At 68.4% G+C, this 17,260-nt stretch carries 15 protein-coding genes and 1 pseudogene; 13 read left to right on the top strand and 3 right to left on the bottom strand.

Annotation, left to right across the window (positions count from 1 at the left end):
- Positions 1-121: 121 nt before the first annotated feature.
- Positions 122-523 (bottom strand): PPOX class F420-dependent oxidoreductase, encoded by a 402-nt coding sequence (locus ACZ6DT_RS38075; protein ID WP_465604299.1) that lies wholly within the window; start codon positions 521-523, stop codon positions 122-124.
- Between the two features lie 141 nt (positions 524-664).
- On the opposite strand from ACZ6DT_RS38075, the gene ACZ6DT_RS38080 reads away from it, so the two are divergent.
- From ACZ6DT_RS38080 to ACZ6DT_RS38100, 5 genes are all read left to right on the top strand, one after another.
- Positions 665-1,882, top strand: coding sequence for a glycosyl hydrolase family 8 (locus ACZ6DT_RS38080; RefSeq protein WP_465604301.1), 1,218 nt, complete (start codon positions 665-667; stop codon positions 1,880-1,882).
- A 159-nt stretch (positions 1,883-2,041) separates the two neighbouring features.
- Entirely contained in the window at positions 2,042-3,010 is a 969-nt protein-coding gene (locus ACZ6DT_RS38085; protein WP_465604302.1) for an ABC transporter substrate-binding protein, read from the top strand.
- Positions 2,997-3,911, top strand: coding sequence for an amino acid ABC transporter permease (locus ACZ6DT_RS38090; RefSeq protein ID WP_465604304.1), 915 nt, complete (start codon positions 2,997-2,999; stop codon positions 3,909-3,911). Before ACZ6DT_RS38085 ends, ACZ6DT_RS38090 begins: the two co-directional genes overlap by 14 nt.
- Positions 3,904-4,671, top strand: a complete 768-nt coding sequence (locus ACZ6DT_RS38095; protein WP_465604306.1) for an amino acid ABC transporter ATP-binding protein — start codon at positions 3,904-3,906, stop codon at positions 4,669-4,671. Before ACZ6DT_RS38090 ends, ACZ6DT_RS38095 begins: the two co-directional genes overlap by 8 nt.
- Positions 4,668-6,395: an aminotransferase class V-fold PLP-dependent enzyme gene (locus ACZ6DT_RS38100; RefSeq protein ID WP_465604308.1), complete on the top strand. Its 1,728-nt coding sequence runs from the start codon at positions 4,668-4,670 to the stop codon at positions 6,393-6,395. The genes ACZ6DT_RS38095 and ACZ6DT_RS38100 overlap by 4 nt, the downstream gene beginning before the upstream one ends.
- A 77-nt stretch (positions 6,396-6,472) precedes the next feature.
- Here the strand turns inward: ACZ6DT_RS38100 and ACZ6DT_RS38105 are convergent.
- Positions 6,473-7,644: pseudogene (locus tag ACZ6DT_RS38105) on the bottom strand (macrolide family glycosyltransferase).
- Positions 7,645-7,935: 291 nt separating this feature from the next.
- Here ACZ6DT_RS38105 and ACZ6DT_RS38110 point away from each other — a divergent pair.
- From ACZ6DT_RS38110 to ACZ6DT_RS38140, 7 genes are all read left to right on the top strand, one after another.
- Positions 7,936-9,492 (top strand): alpha/beta hydrolase, encoded by a 1,557-nt coding sequence (locus ACZ6DT_RS38110; RefSeq protein ID WP_465604309.1) that lies wholly within the window; start codon positions 7,936-7,938, stop codon positions 9,490-9,492.
- Between the two features lie 143 nt (positions 9,493-9,635).
- Entirely contained in the window at positions 9,636-10,538 is a 903-nt protein-coding gene (locus ACZ6DT_RS38115; RefSeq protein WP_465604310.1) for an ABC transporter ATP-binding protein, read from the top strand.
- Entirely contained in the window at positions 10,535-11,266 is a 732-nt protein-coding gene (locus tag ACZ6DT_RS38120; RefSeq protein ID WP_465604312.1) for an ABC transporter permease, read from the top strand. Before ACZ6DT_RS38115 ends, ACZ6DT_RS38120 begins: the two co-directional genes overlap by 4 nt.
- A gap of 20 nt (positions 11,267-11,286) precedes the next feature.
- Positions 11,287-11,916 (top strand): hypothetical protein, encoded by a 630-nt coding sequence (locus tag ACZ6DT_RS38125; protein ID WP_465604314.1) that lies wholly within the window; start codon positions 11,287-11,289, stop codon positions 11,914-11,916.
- Positions 11,913-12,236, top strand: coding sequence for a transcriptional regulator (locus tag ACZ6DT_RS38130; protein ID WP_465604316.1), 324 nt, complete (start codon positions 11,913-11,915; stop codon positions 12,234-12,236). The genes ACZ6DT_RS38125 and ACZ6DT_RS38130 overlap by 4 nt, the downstream gene beginning before the upstream one ends.
- Positions 12,223-13,545, top strand: a complete 1,323-nt coding sequence (locus ACZ6DT_RS38135; RefSeq protein ID WP_465604318.1) for a DNA polymerase IV — start codon at positions 12,223-12,225, stop codon at positions 13,543-13,545. Before ACZ6DT_RS38130 ends, ACZ6DT_RS38135 begins: the two co-directional genes overlap by 14 nt.
- Positions 13,546-13,795: 250 nt before the next feature.
- Positions 13,796-14,926 (top strand): CapA family protein, encoded by a 1,131-nt coding sequence (locus ACZ6DT_RS38140; RefSeq protein WP_465604320.1) that lies wholly within the window; start codon positions 13,796-13,798, stop codon positions 14,924-14,926.
- Between the two features lie 55 nt (positions 14,927-14,981).
- Here the strand turns inward: ACZ6DT_RS38140 and ACZ6DT_RS38145 are convergent, their stop codons facing one another.
- Positions 14,982-16,007, bottom strand: a complete 1,026-nt coding sequence (locus ACZ6DT_RS38145; RefSeq protein ID WP_465604322.1) for a family 2 encapsulin nanocompartment cargo protein polyprenyl transferase — start codon at positions 16,005-16,007, stop codon at positions 14,982-14,984.
- A gap of 486 nt (positions 16,008-16,493) precedes the next feature.
- Between ACZ6DT_RS38145 and ACZ6DT_RS38150 the strand changes: the two genes are divergently transcribed.
- On the top strand, positions 16,494-17,258 hold the full coding sequence (locus ACZ6DT_RS38150; RefSeq protein WP_465604323.1) for a bestrophin-like domain: 765 nt from the start codon (positions 16,494-16,496) through the stop codon (positions 17,256-17,258).
- Positions 17,259-17,260 lie beyond the last annotated feature (2 nt).

Consider the following 17,260-nt stretch of genomic DNA (forward strand, 5'->3'; position numbering starts at 1 on the left):
GTATCCCCTCCCCTCCCTCCCCTCCCCCCCCCCCCCCCCCCTCCCCCCCCCCCCCCCCCCCCCCCCCCCCCCCCCCCCCCCCCCCCCCCCCCCCCCCCCCCCCCCCACGGCGGGCAGGGCGTCAGGCGTTGCCGAGGACCCTGGTCACGGTGATCTCGATGACCACGCGTTCCGGGTTCGGCTTGGGCTGCCGGTAGCGCGCGGCGTAGCGGTTCTCGGCGTCGCGCACCGACTCCGGGTCTTCACGAAGCACCGCGCGTCCCTCCAAAGTGGACCACCGAGGCCCGTCGATCTGGCAGGCGGCGACCGGAATGCCCTTTTCGCCCGCTTCCTTGATCATGCGGGCCTTCTTGGACGAGCGGAACGTGATCACGCGGGCGATCCCGGCCTCGAAGTCCACCGTGACCCCGACCGCGACGACATGCGGGGTCCCGTCCGGCCGGACGGTGGTCAGAGTGGCGAGGTGCCGCTCGGTCCAGAAGTCCCGGAAGGGCTCGCCGCGCGCGCTCAGATCGATCGTCATGCGGTCTACGCTAGGCCACCCTTCACGAACGCGTCTTTTGAGGTAATAGTAAGGAAACTTTCTTAACTCTCTTGTTTTTGGCCGACCCGGATGTCACTCTCGGAACGCGCCGCCGCCACCAACGACGTTTCCGGAGGAGCCATGAGAAAGACCGTTCGGACAGTGCTGGCCGCGGCCGCGCTGACCGCCGGGCTGGTCGCCACGACCGCCCCCGCCGCCGCGGTGACCGCTCAGGGAACCCCTTACCTGCCGGGGGTTCTGCGCCCGTCGGTGTCCCAGGCGACGCAGGACGCGGCACTCGCCAAGTACTACGACTTCTGGAAGAAGAACTTCCTGACCACCAGGTGCGGGGCGGGCACCTACGCGGTCAAGGCGCCGGACGCCGACCACGCCTTCGTGGCCGAGGGGCAGGGCTACGGGATGACCATCGCGGCGATGATGGCGGGCAAGGACTCGCAAGCCCGGACCGTCTTCGACGGCATCCTCAAGTTCGTGAAGGCGCATCCGTCGGTGATCGACAAGGATCTGCACGCCGCCGAGCAGGACGAGAGCTGCAAGAGCGTCAACGGCAGCGACGCGGCGACGGACGGCGACCTGGAAATCGCCTACGGTCTACTCCTCGCTGACAAGGTCTGGGGCAGCGGCGGTTCGGTGAACTACAAGGCCGAGGCGCTGCGGATCATCAAGGCGATCAAGCGCAGTGAGGTCAACCCCGACACGAAGTTCATGCGGCTGGCGGACTGGGCCGACAGCGGCAAGTACATCAACGGTTCCCGGTCCTCGGACTGGATGCCGGGGCACCTGCGTGCGTTCGAAAGGGCCACCGGCGACTCCTTCTGGGGCCAGGTCCGGACGCGGCAGGAGAAGGCCGTCACCCAGCTTCAGCAGCAGTACGCGCCGAAGACCGGCCTCATCCCGGACTTCGTCGTCAACACCAACTCCACGCCGAAGCCCGCTCCGGACGGCTTCCTCGAGGATCACGACCCGCACTACGCCTACAACGCCTGCCGTGACCCGTGGCGGCTCGGCGTCGACGGGATCACCGTCTCGGGCAGCCCCGCGCAGGGTCAGGTGCGGAAGATGAACACCTGGATCCAGCAGAACACCGGCGGCAACCCGGCCAAGATCACCACCGGTTACACGCTGTCCGGCTCCAAGCTGCCGGGTGAGACCGGGCAGCACCCCTGCTTCACCGCGTCGTTCGCCATCGCGGCGATGAACGACCCGGGCAGCCAGGCCTGGCTGGACAAGCTGTGGACATCGATCACCACTTGGTCGCCCCAGGCCGACGACTACTACGGCACCGGCATCACCGTGCAGGTCCTGATCATTCTCTCGGGGAACTACATCGCGGTCTGAGCTCGTTCGCTGAAGCGTCAGGAAAGGGTCGTTCAGGACAAAATTTGTCCTGAACGACCCTTTTCCTGACCTCCACCGGACAAGATTTCAACTGAGAGTTGACCTCTTCAACAGTCAGTTGTAGCGTCGGCGACCATCCGAAGCCCGTGGAGGTCCCTCATGCCGTCGACGCCGTTCACCCTGACCCGAACCTGGCGCCTGGCCGTGCTCACCGGCCTGGCCGCGCTCGTCACCGCGGCCTGCGGAGGCGGGCCCGACGGCGCCGGCGGCCAGGAAGCCGCGGCGCCGGGGGCACCCGCCGCCATCCCGGACACGACCGCGTTGATCGAGTCCGTCCAGAAGGACGCCGCCGTCGCCGGCACCCTCCCCGCGAAGTACACGCAGGCCGGGATGCTGCACCTGGCCTCGAATCTGCAATCCGCGCCCAACAACTTCTACGCCGCCGACGGCAAGTCCCCGATCGGCTACGAGGTCGACCTCGCCAAGGCCATCGGCAAGAAGCTGGGCGTCACCGTGCACCACCAGGACATGGCGTTCGGTTCGCTGATCACGAGTCTCCAGTCCGGTCGGGTCGATTTGACGATGGCCGCGATGAACGACACGAAGGCGCGGCAGGCGCAGATCGATTTCGTCGACTACTTCTCCTCCGGCATCACGATCATGGTCCGCAAGGGCAATCCCGACCGGATCGCCGGTCCGGACACGCTGTGCGGCAAGGACGTCGCCGTCGTGCAGGGCACGAGCCACCAGAAGTTCGCGCACGCGCAGGCCACGAAATGCGCGCAGAACGGGAAGCCCGCGGTGAAGATCACCGCGACCGACTCCGACACGCAGAACCAGAACCAGCTCCGCACCGGCAGGGTCGCCGCCATCCTCAACGACCTCCCCAGCGCGGTCTACATCTCGCGGACCGCGGGTGAGGGCAAGTTCTTCGAGGTCGTGCCGGGCGAGCCGATCGAGGGCGGCCCGTACGGCATCGGTGTCCACAAGGAGAACAAACCGCTCGCGGAGTCGATCCGCGCCGCGTTGCAGTCCCTGATCGCCGACGGCGGCTACGGCAAGATCCTGCAGGCCTGGGGCGTCGAGCAGGGCGCGGTCAAGGAGGCGAAGCTCAATGGCGGAAGCTAGGCGGTCGACAACCGAGCCGCTGCCGATCGTCCGGCTGAGGCACTGGGGCCGCTGGGTCAGCGCCGTCGTCATCCTCACGCTGCTGGTCCTGCTCGGGATCGCGCTCGGGAACGCCCAGATCCAATGGGACTCCGTCCCGGAGTTCCTGTGGTACCGGGTGATGGCGGTCGGTCTGCTCAACACCGTGCTGCTCGCGGTGGTCGCGCAGGGTTCGGCGATCGTCATCGGGATCGTGATCGCCCTGATGCGCCGCTCGGCGAATCCGGTGGCGCGCTGGTTCGCGGCGGGATACATCTGGCTGTTCCGCGGGCTTCCGGTGCTGCTGCAGATCCTGATCTGGTACAACCTGGCGCTGGTCTTCGAATTCATCTCGATCCCGCTGCCGTTCGGCGGCTACCTGTTGCACGAGCAGACCAATGTCCTGATCACCGCGTTCACCGCCGCGCTACTCGGCTTGGCGCTCAACGAAAGCGCGTACATGGCGGAGATCGTCCGCGCCGGGCTGAACAGTGTCGACAGTGGACAGACCGAGGCGGCGAAGTCGATCGGGATGTCGCCTGGCGCGACCCTGCGCCGCGTGGTGCTGCCACAGGCGATGCGGGTGATCATCCCGCCGACCGGCAACGACTTCATCAACATGCTCAAGGGGACGTCGATGGCGTCGGTGATCGGCGTGACGGAACTGATCCACGCCGCCAACAACATCTCGTCCAACAATCTCCTGGTGATGGAGACGCTGCTGGCCGCCGCCGTCTGGTACATGATCGTGGTGACCGTCGCCGGGGTCGGGCAGCACTACCTGGAGCGCGCCTTCGATTCCGAGGACCGGTCGCGGAGCGCGTTCTCCCGTGCCGCCAAGGCCTTGCGCACCGCGCCGCTGGTGAGGAGTGAACGTGGCTGAGCCGCTGCTCAAAGCCGTCGGCGTCCGCAAGAGCTACGGCGACACCGAGGTACTGGGCGGGATCGACCTCGAAGTCCACAAGGGACAAGTGGTCTGCCTGCTCGGTCCGTCGGGCGCGGGGAAGAGCACTTTCCTGCGCTGTGTCAACCATCTGGAGACGATCGACGCCGGACAGGTCTGGGTCGACGGCGAGCCCATCGGTTTCCGGCTGCGCAACGGCAAACTGTACGAACTGAAGGAACGCGAGGTCGCCCGGCAGCGGCGTGACATCGGCATGGTGTTCCAGCGGTTCAACCTGTTCGGCCACCGGACGGCGCTGCAGAACGTCGTCGAAGGGCCGGTGCGGGTCCTCGGACTGAACCCGGCGGAGGCGCGCGTCCAGGCGCTCGAACTACTCGACAGGGTCGGCCTCGCGCACCGTGCCGACGCCTATCCGGCGCAATTGTCGGGCGGGCAGCAGCAGCGGGTCGCGATCGCCCGGTCGCTCGCGATGAAACCGAAGCTGATGCTGTTCGACGAGCCGACGTCGGCGCTCGACCCGGAACTCGTGGGTGAGGTGCTGGCGGTGATGGGTACGTTGGCCGCGGAGGGGATGACGATGGTCGTGGTGACGCACGAAATGGGGTTCGCGGCCGAAGCCGCGGACGAGGTGGTGTTCATGGCCGACGGCATGGTCGTCGAGACCGGGCCGCCGGGGGAGATCCTGAGCGCCCCGAAGCACGAGCGGACCAAGCAGTTCCTGGCACGGGTCCTCGCATGACGCGGATCTCCCCGCGGTACCTGCTGCAGTTCGACGAGCCGTCCGGGTACCTCGACTTCGCGCGGTTCGGTCCGCCGTCGCACGCCGTGCTCGACACGACGGCGAGCCTGCTCGACGCCTCCACCAAGGCCGGTCCGTCCACTGTGGACGACCTGATGCGGCAGGAGACCAGGGCCAAGGCCGCCGCCGCACGGCTTTCCGGCAGCGACACCGACCACACGGTGTTGTTGCCGCACACCAGTCTCGGCCTGTTCCAGGCGGCGTTCAACGCTCCCGGCGGTGAGGCGCTGGTGTCGGCGGCGGAGTTCCCGGCCAACACCTACCCGTGGGCGCGGGCGGAACAGGCGGGTCGGCTCACCGTGCGGCGGCTGCCGCTCGGAAACGTCACGGCGGACGCGGTCAAAACGGCGCTGACGCCGGAGACGTCGCTGGTCAGCGTGAGCGCGGTCGACTTCCGCACCGGGTATCGCGCCGATCTGGCGGCGATCCGGGAGGTGGTGGGCGACCGGCTGCTCGTGGTCGACGGGATCCAGGGCTTCGGGGTGACCCAGGCGCCGTGGGAGGTCGCGGACGTACTCGTCGTCGGCGGGCAGAAATGGTTGCGGGCGGGCTGGGGCACCGGTTTCGCCGTCCTGTCCGACCGGGCGCTGGAGCGGATGGAACCGATCCTGTCCGGCTGGACCGGTGCCCGTGACCCGGGACTGTTCGACGACGAGATCCACCCGGCCGACGAGACCGCGGCCGCCTGGTCGATCTCGAACCTGAGCCCGATCACCTCGGGCGCCTTCGCGGCCGCGCTGGAACTGGTCGAAGAGGCGGGCGTCGAGGCCATCGCCGCGCGGATCACCGAACGCGTCGGCGAACTCGAAGAGGTCGTGAAATCCGTCGGGGGAAAGGTGGTTTCGGCCGTCGACCGGCGGGCCGGGATCCTCGCCTTCACGTGTGAGGGGCGGGCCGCCGAACAGGTCGGGGTCGCGCTGGCGAACGCCGGGATCGCCGCGACCGTGCGGCCGGAGCACGTCCGGCTGTCCCCGCACGCGTCCACTCCGGCGAGCGCGGCGGAACAGGTGCGGACGGCGTTGGAACGGCTGAACAAACCGGTCACGGTGTTCTCCGGCGTTCCCGCGGTCGGAGTGGCGTCGGGTGACCTGCTCACGGCGCTCGTTCCGGCGGTGCACGCGCTCGCGGCGATGCTGGGGCCGGGTAACGAAGTCCTGCTGCACGACCTGAGCAGGCTGCCGGACTCGATCGTCGCCATCGCGGGTGACCTCACCGGCCGGACGGTCGGCGGGCCGATGACGGATCTGCTGCTGGGCCTGGTCCGTCGCGGCACCACGCAGGACCTGACGAACTACGAGACCCACGGCCCCGACGGCCGGGCGATCCGCTCCTCGACGCTGTTCCTGCGGGACGCCGACGGCGTCGCGATCGGCTGCCTGTGCGTCAACCGGCTGTCCGACGGTTCGCCGAGAGCCGACGGGCACGAACCCGAGACGTTCCCACCGGACGTCGACAGCCTGCAGCGGTTCCTGGTCGGGCGCGCGGTGGCGAAGGCCGGGATCCCGGTGGACCTGATGAAGAAACGGCACAAGGCGGCCGTGGTCCGTGAACTGGACGAGGCGGGGTTCTTCCTCATCAAGGATTCGGTGGACCACCTCGCCGGGGAACTCGACGTCACGCGGTACACGATCTACAACTACCTGAACGAGATCCGGGGCACCTGACGCTCTCGCGCGTGCCATGAACGGTCCGTTACTTGCAAAATTTGCAAGTAACGGACCGTTCATAGCGTCAGTGGGCGCTACGTCAGGAAGGACTCCACGGCATCGGCGGCCCGGTCGATGCCGCCGTTCCCGCGCGTCTCGGCCTGGACCTCGGCGAGCCGCGCGGCCACCGAGGGCGACCCGGCGACCCGCTCGACGGCGGCCCGCAACGTCGCGGCCGTGACCTCGTCGGCCGGGAGCTGCTCACCGACGCCCAGTTCCGCCAGCTTCGCCGCGTTGCCGAAACCGTCGGTGGCCAGCGGGATCGCGACGGTCGGCACGCCGTACCACAGCGATTCCGTGCTGCCGCCCATGCCGGCGTGCGTGATGAACGCCGACGCGGCCTCCAGCACGGCGAGCTGCGGGACGAACGGACGCACCTCGATGTGCTCGGGCAGCGGTCCGAGTGCGGCCGGATCGGTCTGGCCGATCGACATGACCACGTGCCAGTCCGAGTCGCGGAACCCGTCCACGCAGGCGCGGAACAGGTCCAGCTGGTCGGTGAACGCCGTGCCGAGCGACATCAGCAGGACCTTCCTGCCGTTCGACGGCGGGGTCCAGCTCCGGTCGGCGAGGCGTTCCGGGTCCAGCGCCGGGCCGACGAACCGGACCGACGACGGCACCCGTTCGACGTGGGGCTGCATCGCCCTCGGCAGCAGCGCGAGCACCTGGGGCGGATGGGAGATCCAGTCCCAGGCGTCGGCCTCGATGCCGTTCTCGTTCAGCCACCGGGTGAACGTGACGAAATAGTCCTTTCCGGATGGTGAGGTCCGGATCGAGGTCAAGATCTCGCCCATGTCCTCTTCGTAGTCCTCCCAAGCGACATAGGTCGGCGAAAGCTGCACCGCCGCAACGTCGTAGCGCTTGGCCAGCAGCGGAGCCGGAAGCCCGCCGATGTCGTACAGCAGCAGGTCCGGGCGGTTCCGGTCGTAGAAATCGGTGAGCACCGGCATCGCCTGGATGCCCTCGTCGAGGAAGACCCGCATCTGCGACGCCGGATCCTCCGGCCACCCCGACTGATCGCCGAGCGGGAGGATCGACGGATGCGAGACGACCTCGGCCCCGGTCGGTTCGATCAACCCGGTGAGTGGTTCGCCCACGGCGTAGCTGACCCGGTGCCCGCGAGCGCCAGCTCACGGATGACGGCCAGCGACGGGTAGATGTGACTCGGCGCGGTGCTGCCGATCATGGCGATGTGCTTGTTCTGCATGATGTCCTGTCTGAATCCGGGAAGGAACGTCAGACGGCGCGCAAAAAGGGGGCCACCCGGTCGCGGGCGGCCCTGCGGTCACGCCGTCTCAGGCGGTGCGCATGCGGATGTGGCAGATCATGATCGAGATCCTAGCGTGCCGCTCGCGGCCGCCCCAACCGATCAACCGGTTGCCCGGTTTGCCGCGATCGGGACCCGCCGTTGGTAGGGACCTTCGCCGGAAGGCTTTCGCGGGTCACGGACGTGGATAGGGTTTCGGGGCTTTCACCTTCGGAGGGAAAGGGAGAAACCTTGAGACGTGTTCTCATCACCGCGCTGGCCGTTGCCACGCTCGCGTCGGTCGCGGTGACCGCGCCCGCCGTCGCCGCGGAAGAGGCGCAGCCCGCCGAGACGATCACCTGGGGCGGCTGTACCGACCAGACGTTGATCAACGCCGGCGCGGAATGCGGCTATCTGCCGGTCCCGCTGGACTACTCGAGGCCGCGCGGCGAGAAGATCCAGCTCGCGCTCAGCCGCGTCAAGCACAAGACGCCCGACGCGCAGTACCAAGGCGTCATGCTCACCAACCCGGGCGGTCCCGGCGGTTCCGGGCTGCTGCTCGCGACCCGCGGGTCACGTGTGCCGAACCACGCCGGCGACGCCTACGACTGGGTCGGTTTCGACCCGCGCGGCGTCGGCTCCAGCAAGCCCGCGCTTTCGTGCATCCCGAACTACATGGACTACAACCGGCCGAACTACGTGCCGACGACGCGGCAGCTGGAGAAGACCTGGTTGCGGCGTTCGAAGTCCTACGCCGACGCGTGCGCCGAGAAGAACAGCCGCGCGCTGCTGGAGAACATCAAGACGACCGACACGGTCAAGGACATGGAAAGCATCCGCAAGGCGCTCGGCGCGGAGCAGCTGAACTTCTACGGGTACTCCTACGGCACCTATCTCGGCCAGGTCTACGGGACACTGTTCCCGCAGCACGTCCGCCGGATGGTTCTCGATTCCACTGTGGACCCTCGCAACGTCTGGTACCAGGCCAATCTGAACCAGGACCTCGCGTACGACGTCAACCTCGGCATCTGGTTCGGGTGGGTCGCTTCGCACGACGCCGTCTACCACCTCGGCAAGACCCAGGCCGCGGTGAAGCAGGTCTTCGACGAGCAGCTCAAGAAGCTGGCGGCGGTCCCGGCAGGCGGTTACATCGGGCCCGACGAGTTCCTCGACGTCTTCCAGCAGGCTTCCTACTACCAGCTGCGTTGGACACTGCTCGGGGACGCGCTGGCCAAGTTCGTCAACAAGGGTGACTGGCAGACGATGAAGGGGCTGTTCGAGGGCTTCGGCGGACGCGGCGACGACAACAGTTACGCCGTTTACCTCGCCGTCCAGTGCACCGACGTGAAGTGGCCGCAGAGCTGGCAGCAGTGGAAGCGCGACAACTGGCGCACGTATGAGAAGGCGCCGTACTTCACGTGGCAGAACGCCTGGTTCAACGGGCCTTGCCTGTACTGGCCCGCGAAGCCGGGCAAGCCGGTGAAGGTCGACGGCTCGAACGTGCCGAGCGTGCTGATGATCGGCGAGACGCTCGACGCGGCGACGCCGTACGAAGGCAGCATCGAGGTGCGTAGCCGGTTCCCCGGTGCTCGCCTGATCGGTGAGCCGGGCGGCACGAGTCACGCCATCACCCCCCGCGGCAACGCGTGCGTCGACAACCGGATCGCCGACTACCTGGCGACCGGAGCGCTGCCCGAACGCAAGCCGGGGCGGACGGCCGACGTCGAATGCGCGCCCCTGCCCCTCCCGGTGCCACCTCCGGCACCGGCTTCGGTCCCTGACTCGGCCACCTCCCGGGTGCCCGCCTAACCCAAGTCCGTGAAGGCCTCCTTGAGGGACCCAGAGTCCCTCAAGGAGGCCTTCACGGACTTCTGGAGTTTCCGCGACAGGGCACTTTGTGTTACAAAGTGGAAGTGGACTTTGTGGTTCAGAGTGCTTGAAGGGGGAAAGTCATGGTGGACGCGTTCAGCCTCGAAGGGCTGGTGAAGCACTTCGGTGACGTCTTGGCCGTCGACGACGTCAGCATGCGGGTCGCACCGGGGGAGGTGGTGGCGCTGCTCGGGCCGAACGGTGCGGGCAAGTCGACCACCATCGACATGCTGCTGGGGCTGACCAGGCCGGATTCGGGCCAGGTGCGGGTCGCCGGGCTCGGCGCGGCCGAGGCGATGGACCAGGGGATGGTCGGCGCGATGGCGCAGAACGGGACGCTGCTGAGGGACGCGACGGTCGCGGAACTCGTCGGCCTGTTCGCCTCGCTGCACCGGAATTCACTGCCGGTCCGTGAGGTACTCGAGCGCGCCGGTGTCACCGAATACGCGAACCGCCGCTGCGGAAAGCTCTCCGGCGGTGAGCAACAGCGGGTGCGGTTCGCGCTCGCGCTGGTGGGCGATCCGGACGTGCTGGTGCTCGACGAGCCGACAGCGGCCATGGACGTCGACGGGCGCCGCCGCTTCTGGGCGTCGATGCGCGAGTACACCAGGACCGGCCGGACGGTCCTCTTCGCGACGCATTACCTCGCCGAAGCCGAGGACTACGCCGACCGCGTCGTGCTCATGCGGCACGGCCGCGTCGTCGCGGACGGTCCGGTCGGCGAGGTCCGGGCGGCGGTCGCCGGACGGGTCCTGCGCGCCGTCGTCCCGGACGCCACCGAAGCCGCGCTGACCGCGTTGCCCGGGGTGTCGCGAGCGGTATTGCGGGCCGGGCACGCGGAGCTGGGTTGCGCAGATTCCGACGCCGCCGTCCGCGGCCTGCTGCGTGAGTTCCCGCTCGCCTCGAACATCGAAATCACCGCTGTGGGACTGGAAGAAGCCTTCATCGCGCTGACCGCCGATGCGGCCGAAGGAGCTTTGAGATGAACCTGAACTACCTGGCGCTGGAGATCAAGCGCATCGTCCGCAGCCCGCAGTTCGCGTTGTTCACCATCGGCATGCCACTGGCGATGTTCCTGTTGTTCGGCGGGATCTTCGGCGCCCGCGACATCGCTCCTGGAATTTCGACCGCGACGGTGACCATGGTGAACATGGCCGCGTACGGCGCCATGACCGCTGCGCTGTTCACCGGCACCCGTGTCGCCACCGAGCGCACCGACGGCTGGCAGCGCACCTTGCGGCTGACGCCCATGCGGGCGCCGGGCTATCTGATGGTCAAGGTGTCGGCGGGGTTGTTCGTCGCGTTGCCCGTGCTGCTGGTGATCTTCGCGGCCGGGATGATCCGCGGTATCCGGCTCGAAACCGGGCAGTGGCTGACGATCTTCGGCACGCTCTGGCTCGGGACGCTGCCCTTCGCGGTACTGGGGCTGATGATCGGCCTGTTCGGCAAGGGCGACACCGTCCAGGCGGTGACCGGCGCGCTGATGCTGCCGCTGGGCATGTTCGGCGGATTGTGGATCCCGCTGCAGGTCCTGCCCGGCTGGATGAACACCGCGGGGCACCTCATGCCGACGTATTGGCTCGGTGAGATCGGCCGCGCACCGATGCTCGGCGGATCGGGTGTGGGGACCGCCGTCGGAGTGCTCGCGGCCTGGCTGGTGGTGCCCGCGCTCGTGGTGATGGCGAGGTTCCGGCTCGACACGGCGAGACTGTGAACGCGTGTTAGTTTTCCGAAGTGGTGGAGGATGAACGGGACGACGACGCGCGGTCGATGACGCCCGAGGAGTCACTCGCGCTCATCGCCGCGCAGTCGGAGAAGACCCGGCGTGAGATCGGGCCGAATCCGGCGGTGCTGCTGGCCGTCTGGGGACTGGTGTGGCTGTTCGGTTTCGGGCTCGTCTACGTCTCCGCCCCGCCCACCGCGTTGCTGCCGTTGTGGGCGGCCGCGGTGATGGCTGTCGCCGGTTTCGCCGGGGCCATGGCGTATTCGGCGGTCTACGGCATCCGGGCAGGCCGCGGTGTGCGCGGGCCGTCCCGGCTCGTCGGGGCGATGTACGGGTGGAGCTGGATGATCGCGTTCGGCGGGCTGACGGTGGTGAACACCGCGCTGATCCGCCTCGGCCTCGACACCGAGCTGATCCCGTTGCTGTGGTCGGGAACCTCGCTCGTGCTGACCGGACTGATGTACCTCGCCGGCGGGATGCTGTGGCAGAGCAAACTGCAGTACGGCCTCGGCGGGTGGATCATCGCGTGCGGTGCGGCCAGTGTGCTGGCCGGGGGACCGTACAACTTCCTCGTGCTGAGCGTCGCGGGCGGCGGTGGCTTCCTGGTGGCGTCGCTGGTCTTCCTGGTGCGGGCGCGATGAGCGAAGACGGGCTGCCCCAGCTCGATCCGGTGATCCACGCGCAGGCCAGGCTGCGGGTCACCGTGGCGCTGTCGAGCCTCGGGCCGGGGGACAGCATCACTTTCCCGCGCCTGCAGCAACTGCTGGACATGACACCGGGCAACCTGTCGACGCATCTGCGCAAACTCGAGGACGCCGGCTACGTCGACATCACCAAGGCCTTCGAACATCGCACGCCGGTGACGCTGGTCGCGCTGACCACCCGGGGCCGGGCCGCGTTCGAGGAGTACACGAAGGCCTTGCACCGTCTTCTCGAGGTTCCGGGCGATGGGCGGGCCTGACCGGTGGGTCATCCACCTCGACATGGACGCGTTCTACGCCTCCTGTGAACAGCTGACCCGGCCGACCCTGGCGCGGCGGCCGGTGCTGGTCGGCGGCGCGGGTCCGCGCGGCGTGGTCGCCGGGGCGAGTTACCAGGCGCGCGAACACGGGATCAAATCGGCGATGCCGATGTCGCAGGCCCGGCGGCTGCTGCCGCCCACCGGGGTCATCCTGCCGCCGCGGTTCAAACTGTACGAACTGTTGAGCACCCAGGTCTTCGACCTCGTCGCGCAGTACGCCCCCGTGCTGGAACGGATCTCCCTCGACGAGGCCTTCGCCGAGCCGCCTTCACTTGCCGGGGCTTCCTCGGACGAGGTACGGGAATTCGGTGCGCGCCTGCGGGAGCACATCCGGTCCGAAATCGGCCTGGTGGCCTCGATCGGGGCGGCGTCGGGGAAACAGGTCGCGAAGGTCGCGTCGGATCTGGCGAAACCGGATGGGCTGCTCGTCGTCGACCAGGGCACCGAACGCGATTTCCTCGCGCCGCTGCCGACGAGGGTGCTGTGGGGGATCGGCCCCGTCGCGGAAGGAAAGCTGCGCGCGATCGGCGTCCGGACCCTGGGCCAGCTGACCGCGCTCTCCGACGCCGACGCGGTGTCCACTTTGGGCAGTGTGGTCGGCAGGGACCTGCGGCGGCTGGCCACCGGCGTCGACGACCGGCCGGTGTCCGACCGCGCGGAACTCAAGCAGGTCAGCGCGGAGACGACCTTCGACCGCGACCTGATCGACCTGACGAGCCTGCGCCGCGAGGTCCGCGACCTCGCCGTGCACGCGCACCGGCGGCTCGTCAACGCCGACCGGGTCGCGCGGACGGTGGTGGTGAAACTGCGGCACACCGACTTCAGCACGGTGACCCGCTCGGAAACGATGGCTTCGCCCACCGACGAATTCGACCAGCTCGCCTCGATGGCGGAACGACTGCTCATCGATCCGACCGAATTCGGCGGAGTACGGCTCGCCGGGGTCGCGTTCTCCGGGCTTTCGGTGCCGCATCAGGATCCGCTGTTCACCCTCTCCGTCCCGGCGTCGGACGTGCCCGTGGTCGCGCGCGCCCCGGCGCCGGCGCCGGTTCCCGTCGTGTCGTCGAGCTGGCGGCCCGGGGACGACGTCGTGCACGAGGCGTATGGAACCGGGTGGGTGCAGGGGGCCGGGCACGGGCGGGTGACCGTCCGGTTCGAGACGCGGTCCAGCGGACCGGGGGTGGCGCGGACCTTCCCACAGGAGGATCCGGCGCTGCGCCGGGGCGAACCCGGTGACTGCCTGGTCTGAGGCGGCTCGGCGAGCCCGCGCCGCTCTCCACGGCTGAGCCGCCCGATTGTGGCATTGGGAGCGCCGCTCTACCACGGCTCAGTCGGCACACCGTCACGAAGTTCACGCTGGTCACCTGACTGAGCGTTCCGCTGATCGTTCAGGACGGCCATGGTGGATTGTCCCTTTGGTCCACGCGGCGTCGGTTGGGTGTCATACCCGATCGGCGTAAGGCAGGATGGGCAGAACTGTCACCCGATCGAGGGAATCGATGCTCAGCTCCCGCGCCCGTCAGACCGCCACCCTCCTCGGCGCCACCGTCCTGCTCGCCGCGTGCGCTGCCACGCCTGAGCAGCAGCGACAGCCGCCCGCCGCGGCCGAGGCGCCGTCGTCGAGTCAGGCGCCTGAGGGGTCGTTCACCGTGGTCGCGACCGGCGACGTCCTGATCCACCCCGCGCTGACCGACCAGGCCAAGGAGGACGGTAACGGCAACATCGACTACCGCCCGCTGCTGGCCGGGATCAAACCGCTGATCTCCGGGGCCGACCTCGGCATTTGCCACCTCGAGACCCCACTCGCGCCGAAGGGTGGCCCCTATAGCGGGTACCCGTCGTTCAGCGCGCCACCCGAGATCGTCGCCGCGCTCAAGGACACCGGATACGACAACTGCTCGACGGCCTCCAACCACACGATCGACCAGGGGGTGGACGGCGCGACCCGGACCCTCGACGCACTGGACGAGGCGGGGATCAAGCACACCGGTTCGGCCCGTTCGGCCGAGGAGGCCAAGAAGCCGCTGATTGTCGACGTCGACGGCGTCAGGGTCGCTCAGCTCTCCTTCTCCTACGGATTCAACGGGATCAAGGTGCCCGCGGGCAAACCCTGGCTGGTCAACCAGATCGACGCCGAAGACGTGATCGCCGAGGCCAAGGCCGCGCGGAAGGCGGGCGCACAGGTCGTCCTCGCGAGCCTGCACTGGGGCACCGAATACCAGCACGACCCGACCGCCGAACAGCGCTCACTGGCGAAGAAGCTCCTCGGCGACGACTCGATCGACCTGATCATCGGCCACCACGCGCACGTCGTGCAGCCCTTCGAACAGATCAACGGCAAGTGGGTCGCCTACGGCCTCGGCAACAGCGTCGCCCGGCATTCGGAACCGAAGGGTTCGACCGAACAGGGTGCCGCCGCGCGGTTCCGGTTCGTGCGGGACGGCGAACGCTGGAAGGTCGACAAGGCCGAGTACGTTCCGACGCTGGTCCAGCTCGGCCCACCGATCCGGCTGCTCGACCTGACCGCGGGGCAGGGCGGAAACGCCGGCGCGGAAGCGCTCAAGGCCACCGACGAGGTCGTTCTCAGCCGCGGCGCCGGTGAGCAGGGGCTGACCCGGCCCGGACGCTGACCCGGCGGGACAGGGATGGGCTCTTCCCCGCCCCCCGGCCTTTCCGAGCCCGCCTTCAATATCGTCGCCGCACCACCAGTTTCGCGAGGGCCGCGAGTTCGGCGCCGGGGCGGGGCACCGGATTCGAGACGGCGAGATGGTGCAGCGCGCCGGTCAGGAGCGCGTCGGCCTGCTCCTGGCTCCAGGTCCGGCCGCCCGCCCGTTCCACCAGCTCCGCCGCGTGGGGCAATTCCGCGGCGTCGAGGTTTTCCTTGCGGTACAAGGCATCCAGTTCTCGCCCGGCGTCCGTCCCGGAGTGGAGCGCGGCCACCACCGGCAGGGACTTCTTCCGGTTGGAAAGATCCGAGTGGACCGGTTTCCCGGTCACCGCCGGATCGCCCCAGATCCCGAGGAGATCGTCGATGTGCTGGAACGCCAGCCCGAGTGCCCTCCCGTACTCGGTCAGCCGGTCGACCTGATCCTGCCTCCCTTCCCCGGCGAGCGCGCCGAGCGTGCAGGACGCCCCGAGCAACGCGCCGGTCTTCCCCTCGGCCATGCGTACGCATTCGGCGGTGTCGACGTCACCGCGTTCCTCGAACTTCAGATCCGCGCTCTGTCCCTCCAGCAGGTCGATCACGGCCGTGCTGAGCACGCGCAGCGCGGTCTGCCCGAACGGGGACAGCACCTCGAAGGCCCGGCACAGCAGGGCGTCCCCGGCGAGGATCGCCGCGCCGGTGCCGAAAACGGTCCAGGCCGTCGGGCGGTGCCGCCGGGTGGTGTCGGAGTCCATCACGTCGTCGTGCAGCAGGGAGAAGTTGTGCACCAGCTCCACCGCGACCCCCACCGGGACGGCGATTTCGGCGTCGCCGCCGACAGCCCGCGCCGACAGCAGCGCGAGGGCGGGCCGCAAAGCCTTCCCGCTGTCCGAAGTGGACGGACGGCCGTGTTCGTCCCACCACCCGAAGTGGTAGCCGGCGATGAGCCGCATCGATTCGGGCAGGCCGTCGACGGCCTCGCGTAGTGCCGGCTCGAGAAGGTGCCGGCTCCAGGTCAGTACTTCGACGGCGGGCCGGGCACCGGTATGGGTCTCGATGGTGGTCAACAGACTCCCTTTCGGTCTCGCGGTCGACGGGATCGCACAACCGGTGGCCGACCAGGTGAACCGCGGTCGTCGCAATTCGTGGATACCCATTCGAGTGGGGTGGGCGCGAAGTCAACATAGCAAGCGGTAATGCCCGGACGAACAACTCGATCGGGTCTCCTGAGAGGTTCACCTGTTTGCCGGACTGGCCTCGACGCGCTGCTCCAGGGTGGCAGTTCGGGCGCGAAAGCTACGCGAAATACCAGTATATGGCCAGTTCGGTGACGTCCCGTGGTGGCCTCTCACCCCTTCGTGAAGCCGCGTTCTCCGACCGGTGACGGGCCTTTTCCGCGTGTATCGGAAAACGCTTCGAACTGCGAGGAATTGGGCCGAGAAGGTGATGATCGACCCATGCTCGTCCGCCACCGGTATGAATTGATCCGAGCGGTCTTCTCCACTCGTCTCCGCGTGAACTAGGTTCAGCACTCTGCGCACGGAAGGAGTCGAATGGGAATTTACCTGACCGGCATCTCTTGGATCGTCGGTGCGGCGGCCTTGGCGGGATTCATCGGCTACCTCGTCCGCCGGTTCGGCTGGGACGAAGGACGGCCGGACAACAACGACGCCGCCGGTCAGGTGTTCACCATCGTCGGCGGCCTGCACGCCGTCATGGTGGCGTTCATCCTGATCTCCCTCTTCGACTCCGCGAGCGCCGCGCGCGAAGGCTCGTACCACGAGGCGGACAGCCTGGTCGCCACCGTCTGGGCCGCCGATTCCCTCGGGACCGAGGTCAAGGACGAGGTGCGGAAGCTGGGCGTGGAGTACATCTCCACGGTCGAAAAGAAGGAATGGCCGCAGATGGCAGGCGGTAAGGAGACCGTCCCCCAGACCGGCTGGACGCAGCTCGACCAGCTGCGCAAGGCGGTGGACAAGGCTCCCACCGAAGACGACTGGGTCCGAGAGCGCAAGGCCGAGGCGGCCACCCAGCTCTGGCAGGTCTACGAGGCCCGGCAGGAGCGGCTCAACGCGGTCGAGGGCGGCAAGGTCGGCGGGGTGGTCTGGTTCGCCCTGATCCTCGGCAGCCTCATCTCGGTCCTGTTGCCCAACCTGTTCGGTGGCACCCGGCTGGCCGCGCACCTGGTGATCGTGTCGACGCTGGCAGGTACGGTCACGTTGCTGCTGTTCGCGATCTACCAGCTGCAGAACCCGTTCGGCGGCGGCGTGGGGATCCCGCCCGACGCGTTCACCTCCGCGCTGGCGAGGATCTCTTGAGC

The sequence above is a fragment of the Amycolatopsis sp. NPDC041971 genome (assembly GCF_055588925.1).

Coding starts and splice junctions, on each gene's coding strand:
- ACZ6DT_RS38075 (WP_465604299.1), bottom strand. CDS start 523: ATGACGATCGATCTGAGCGCGCGCGGCGAGCCCTTCCGGGACTTCTGG.
- ACZ6DT_RS38080 (WP_465604301.1), top strand. CDS start 665: ATGAGAAAGACCGTTCGGACAGTGCTGGCCGCGGCCGCGCTGACCGCC.
- ACZ6DT_RS38085 (WP_465604302.1), top strand. CDS start 2,042: ATGCCGTCGACGCCGTTCACCCTGACCCGAACCTGGCGCCTGGCCGTG.
- ACZ6DT_RS38090 (WP_465604304.1), top strand. CDS start 2,997: ATGGCGGAAGCTAGGCGGTCGACAACCGAGCCGCTGCCGATCGTCCGG.
- ACZ6DT_RS38100 (WP_465604308.1), top strand. CDS start 4,668: ATGACGCGGATCTCCCCGCGGTACCTGCTGCAGTTCGACGAGCCGTCC.
- ACZ6DT_RS38115 (WP_465604310.1), top strand. CDS start 9,636: ATGGTGGACGCGTTCAGCCTCGAAGGGCTGGTGAAGCACTTCGGTGAC.
- ACZ6DT_RS38120 (WP_465604312.1), top strand. CDS start 10,535: ATGAACCTGAACTACCTGGCGCTGGAGATCAAGCGCATCGTCCGCAGC.
- ACZ6DT_RS38130 (WP_465604316.1), top strand. CDS start 11,913: ATGAGCGAAGACGGGCTGCCCCAGCTCGATCCGGTGATCCACGCGCAG.
- ACZ6DT_RS38135 (WP_465604318.1), top strand. CDS start 12,223: ATGGGCGGGCCTGACCGGTGGGTCATCCACCTCGACATGGACGCGTTC.
- ACZ6DT_RS38140 (WP_465604320.1), top strand. CDS start 13,796: ATGCTCAGCTCCCGCGCCCGTCAGACCGCCACCCTCCTCGGCGCCACC.
- ACZ6DT_RS38150 (WP_465604323.1), top strand. CDS start 16,494: ATGGGAATTTACCTGACCGGCATCTCTTGGATCGTCGGTGCGGCGGCC.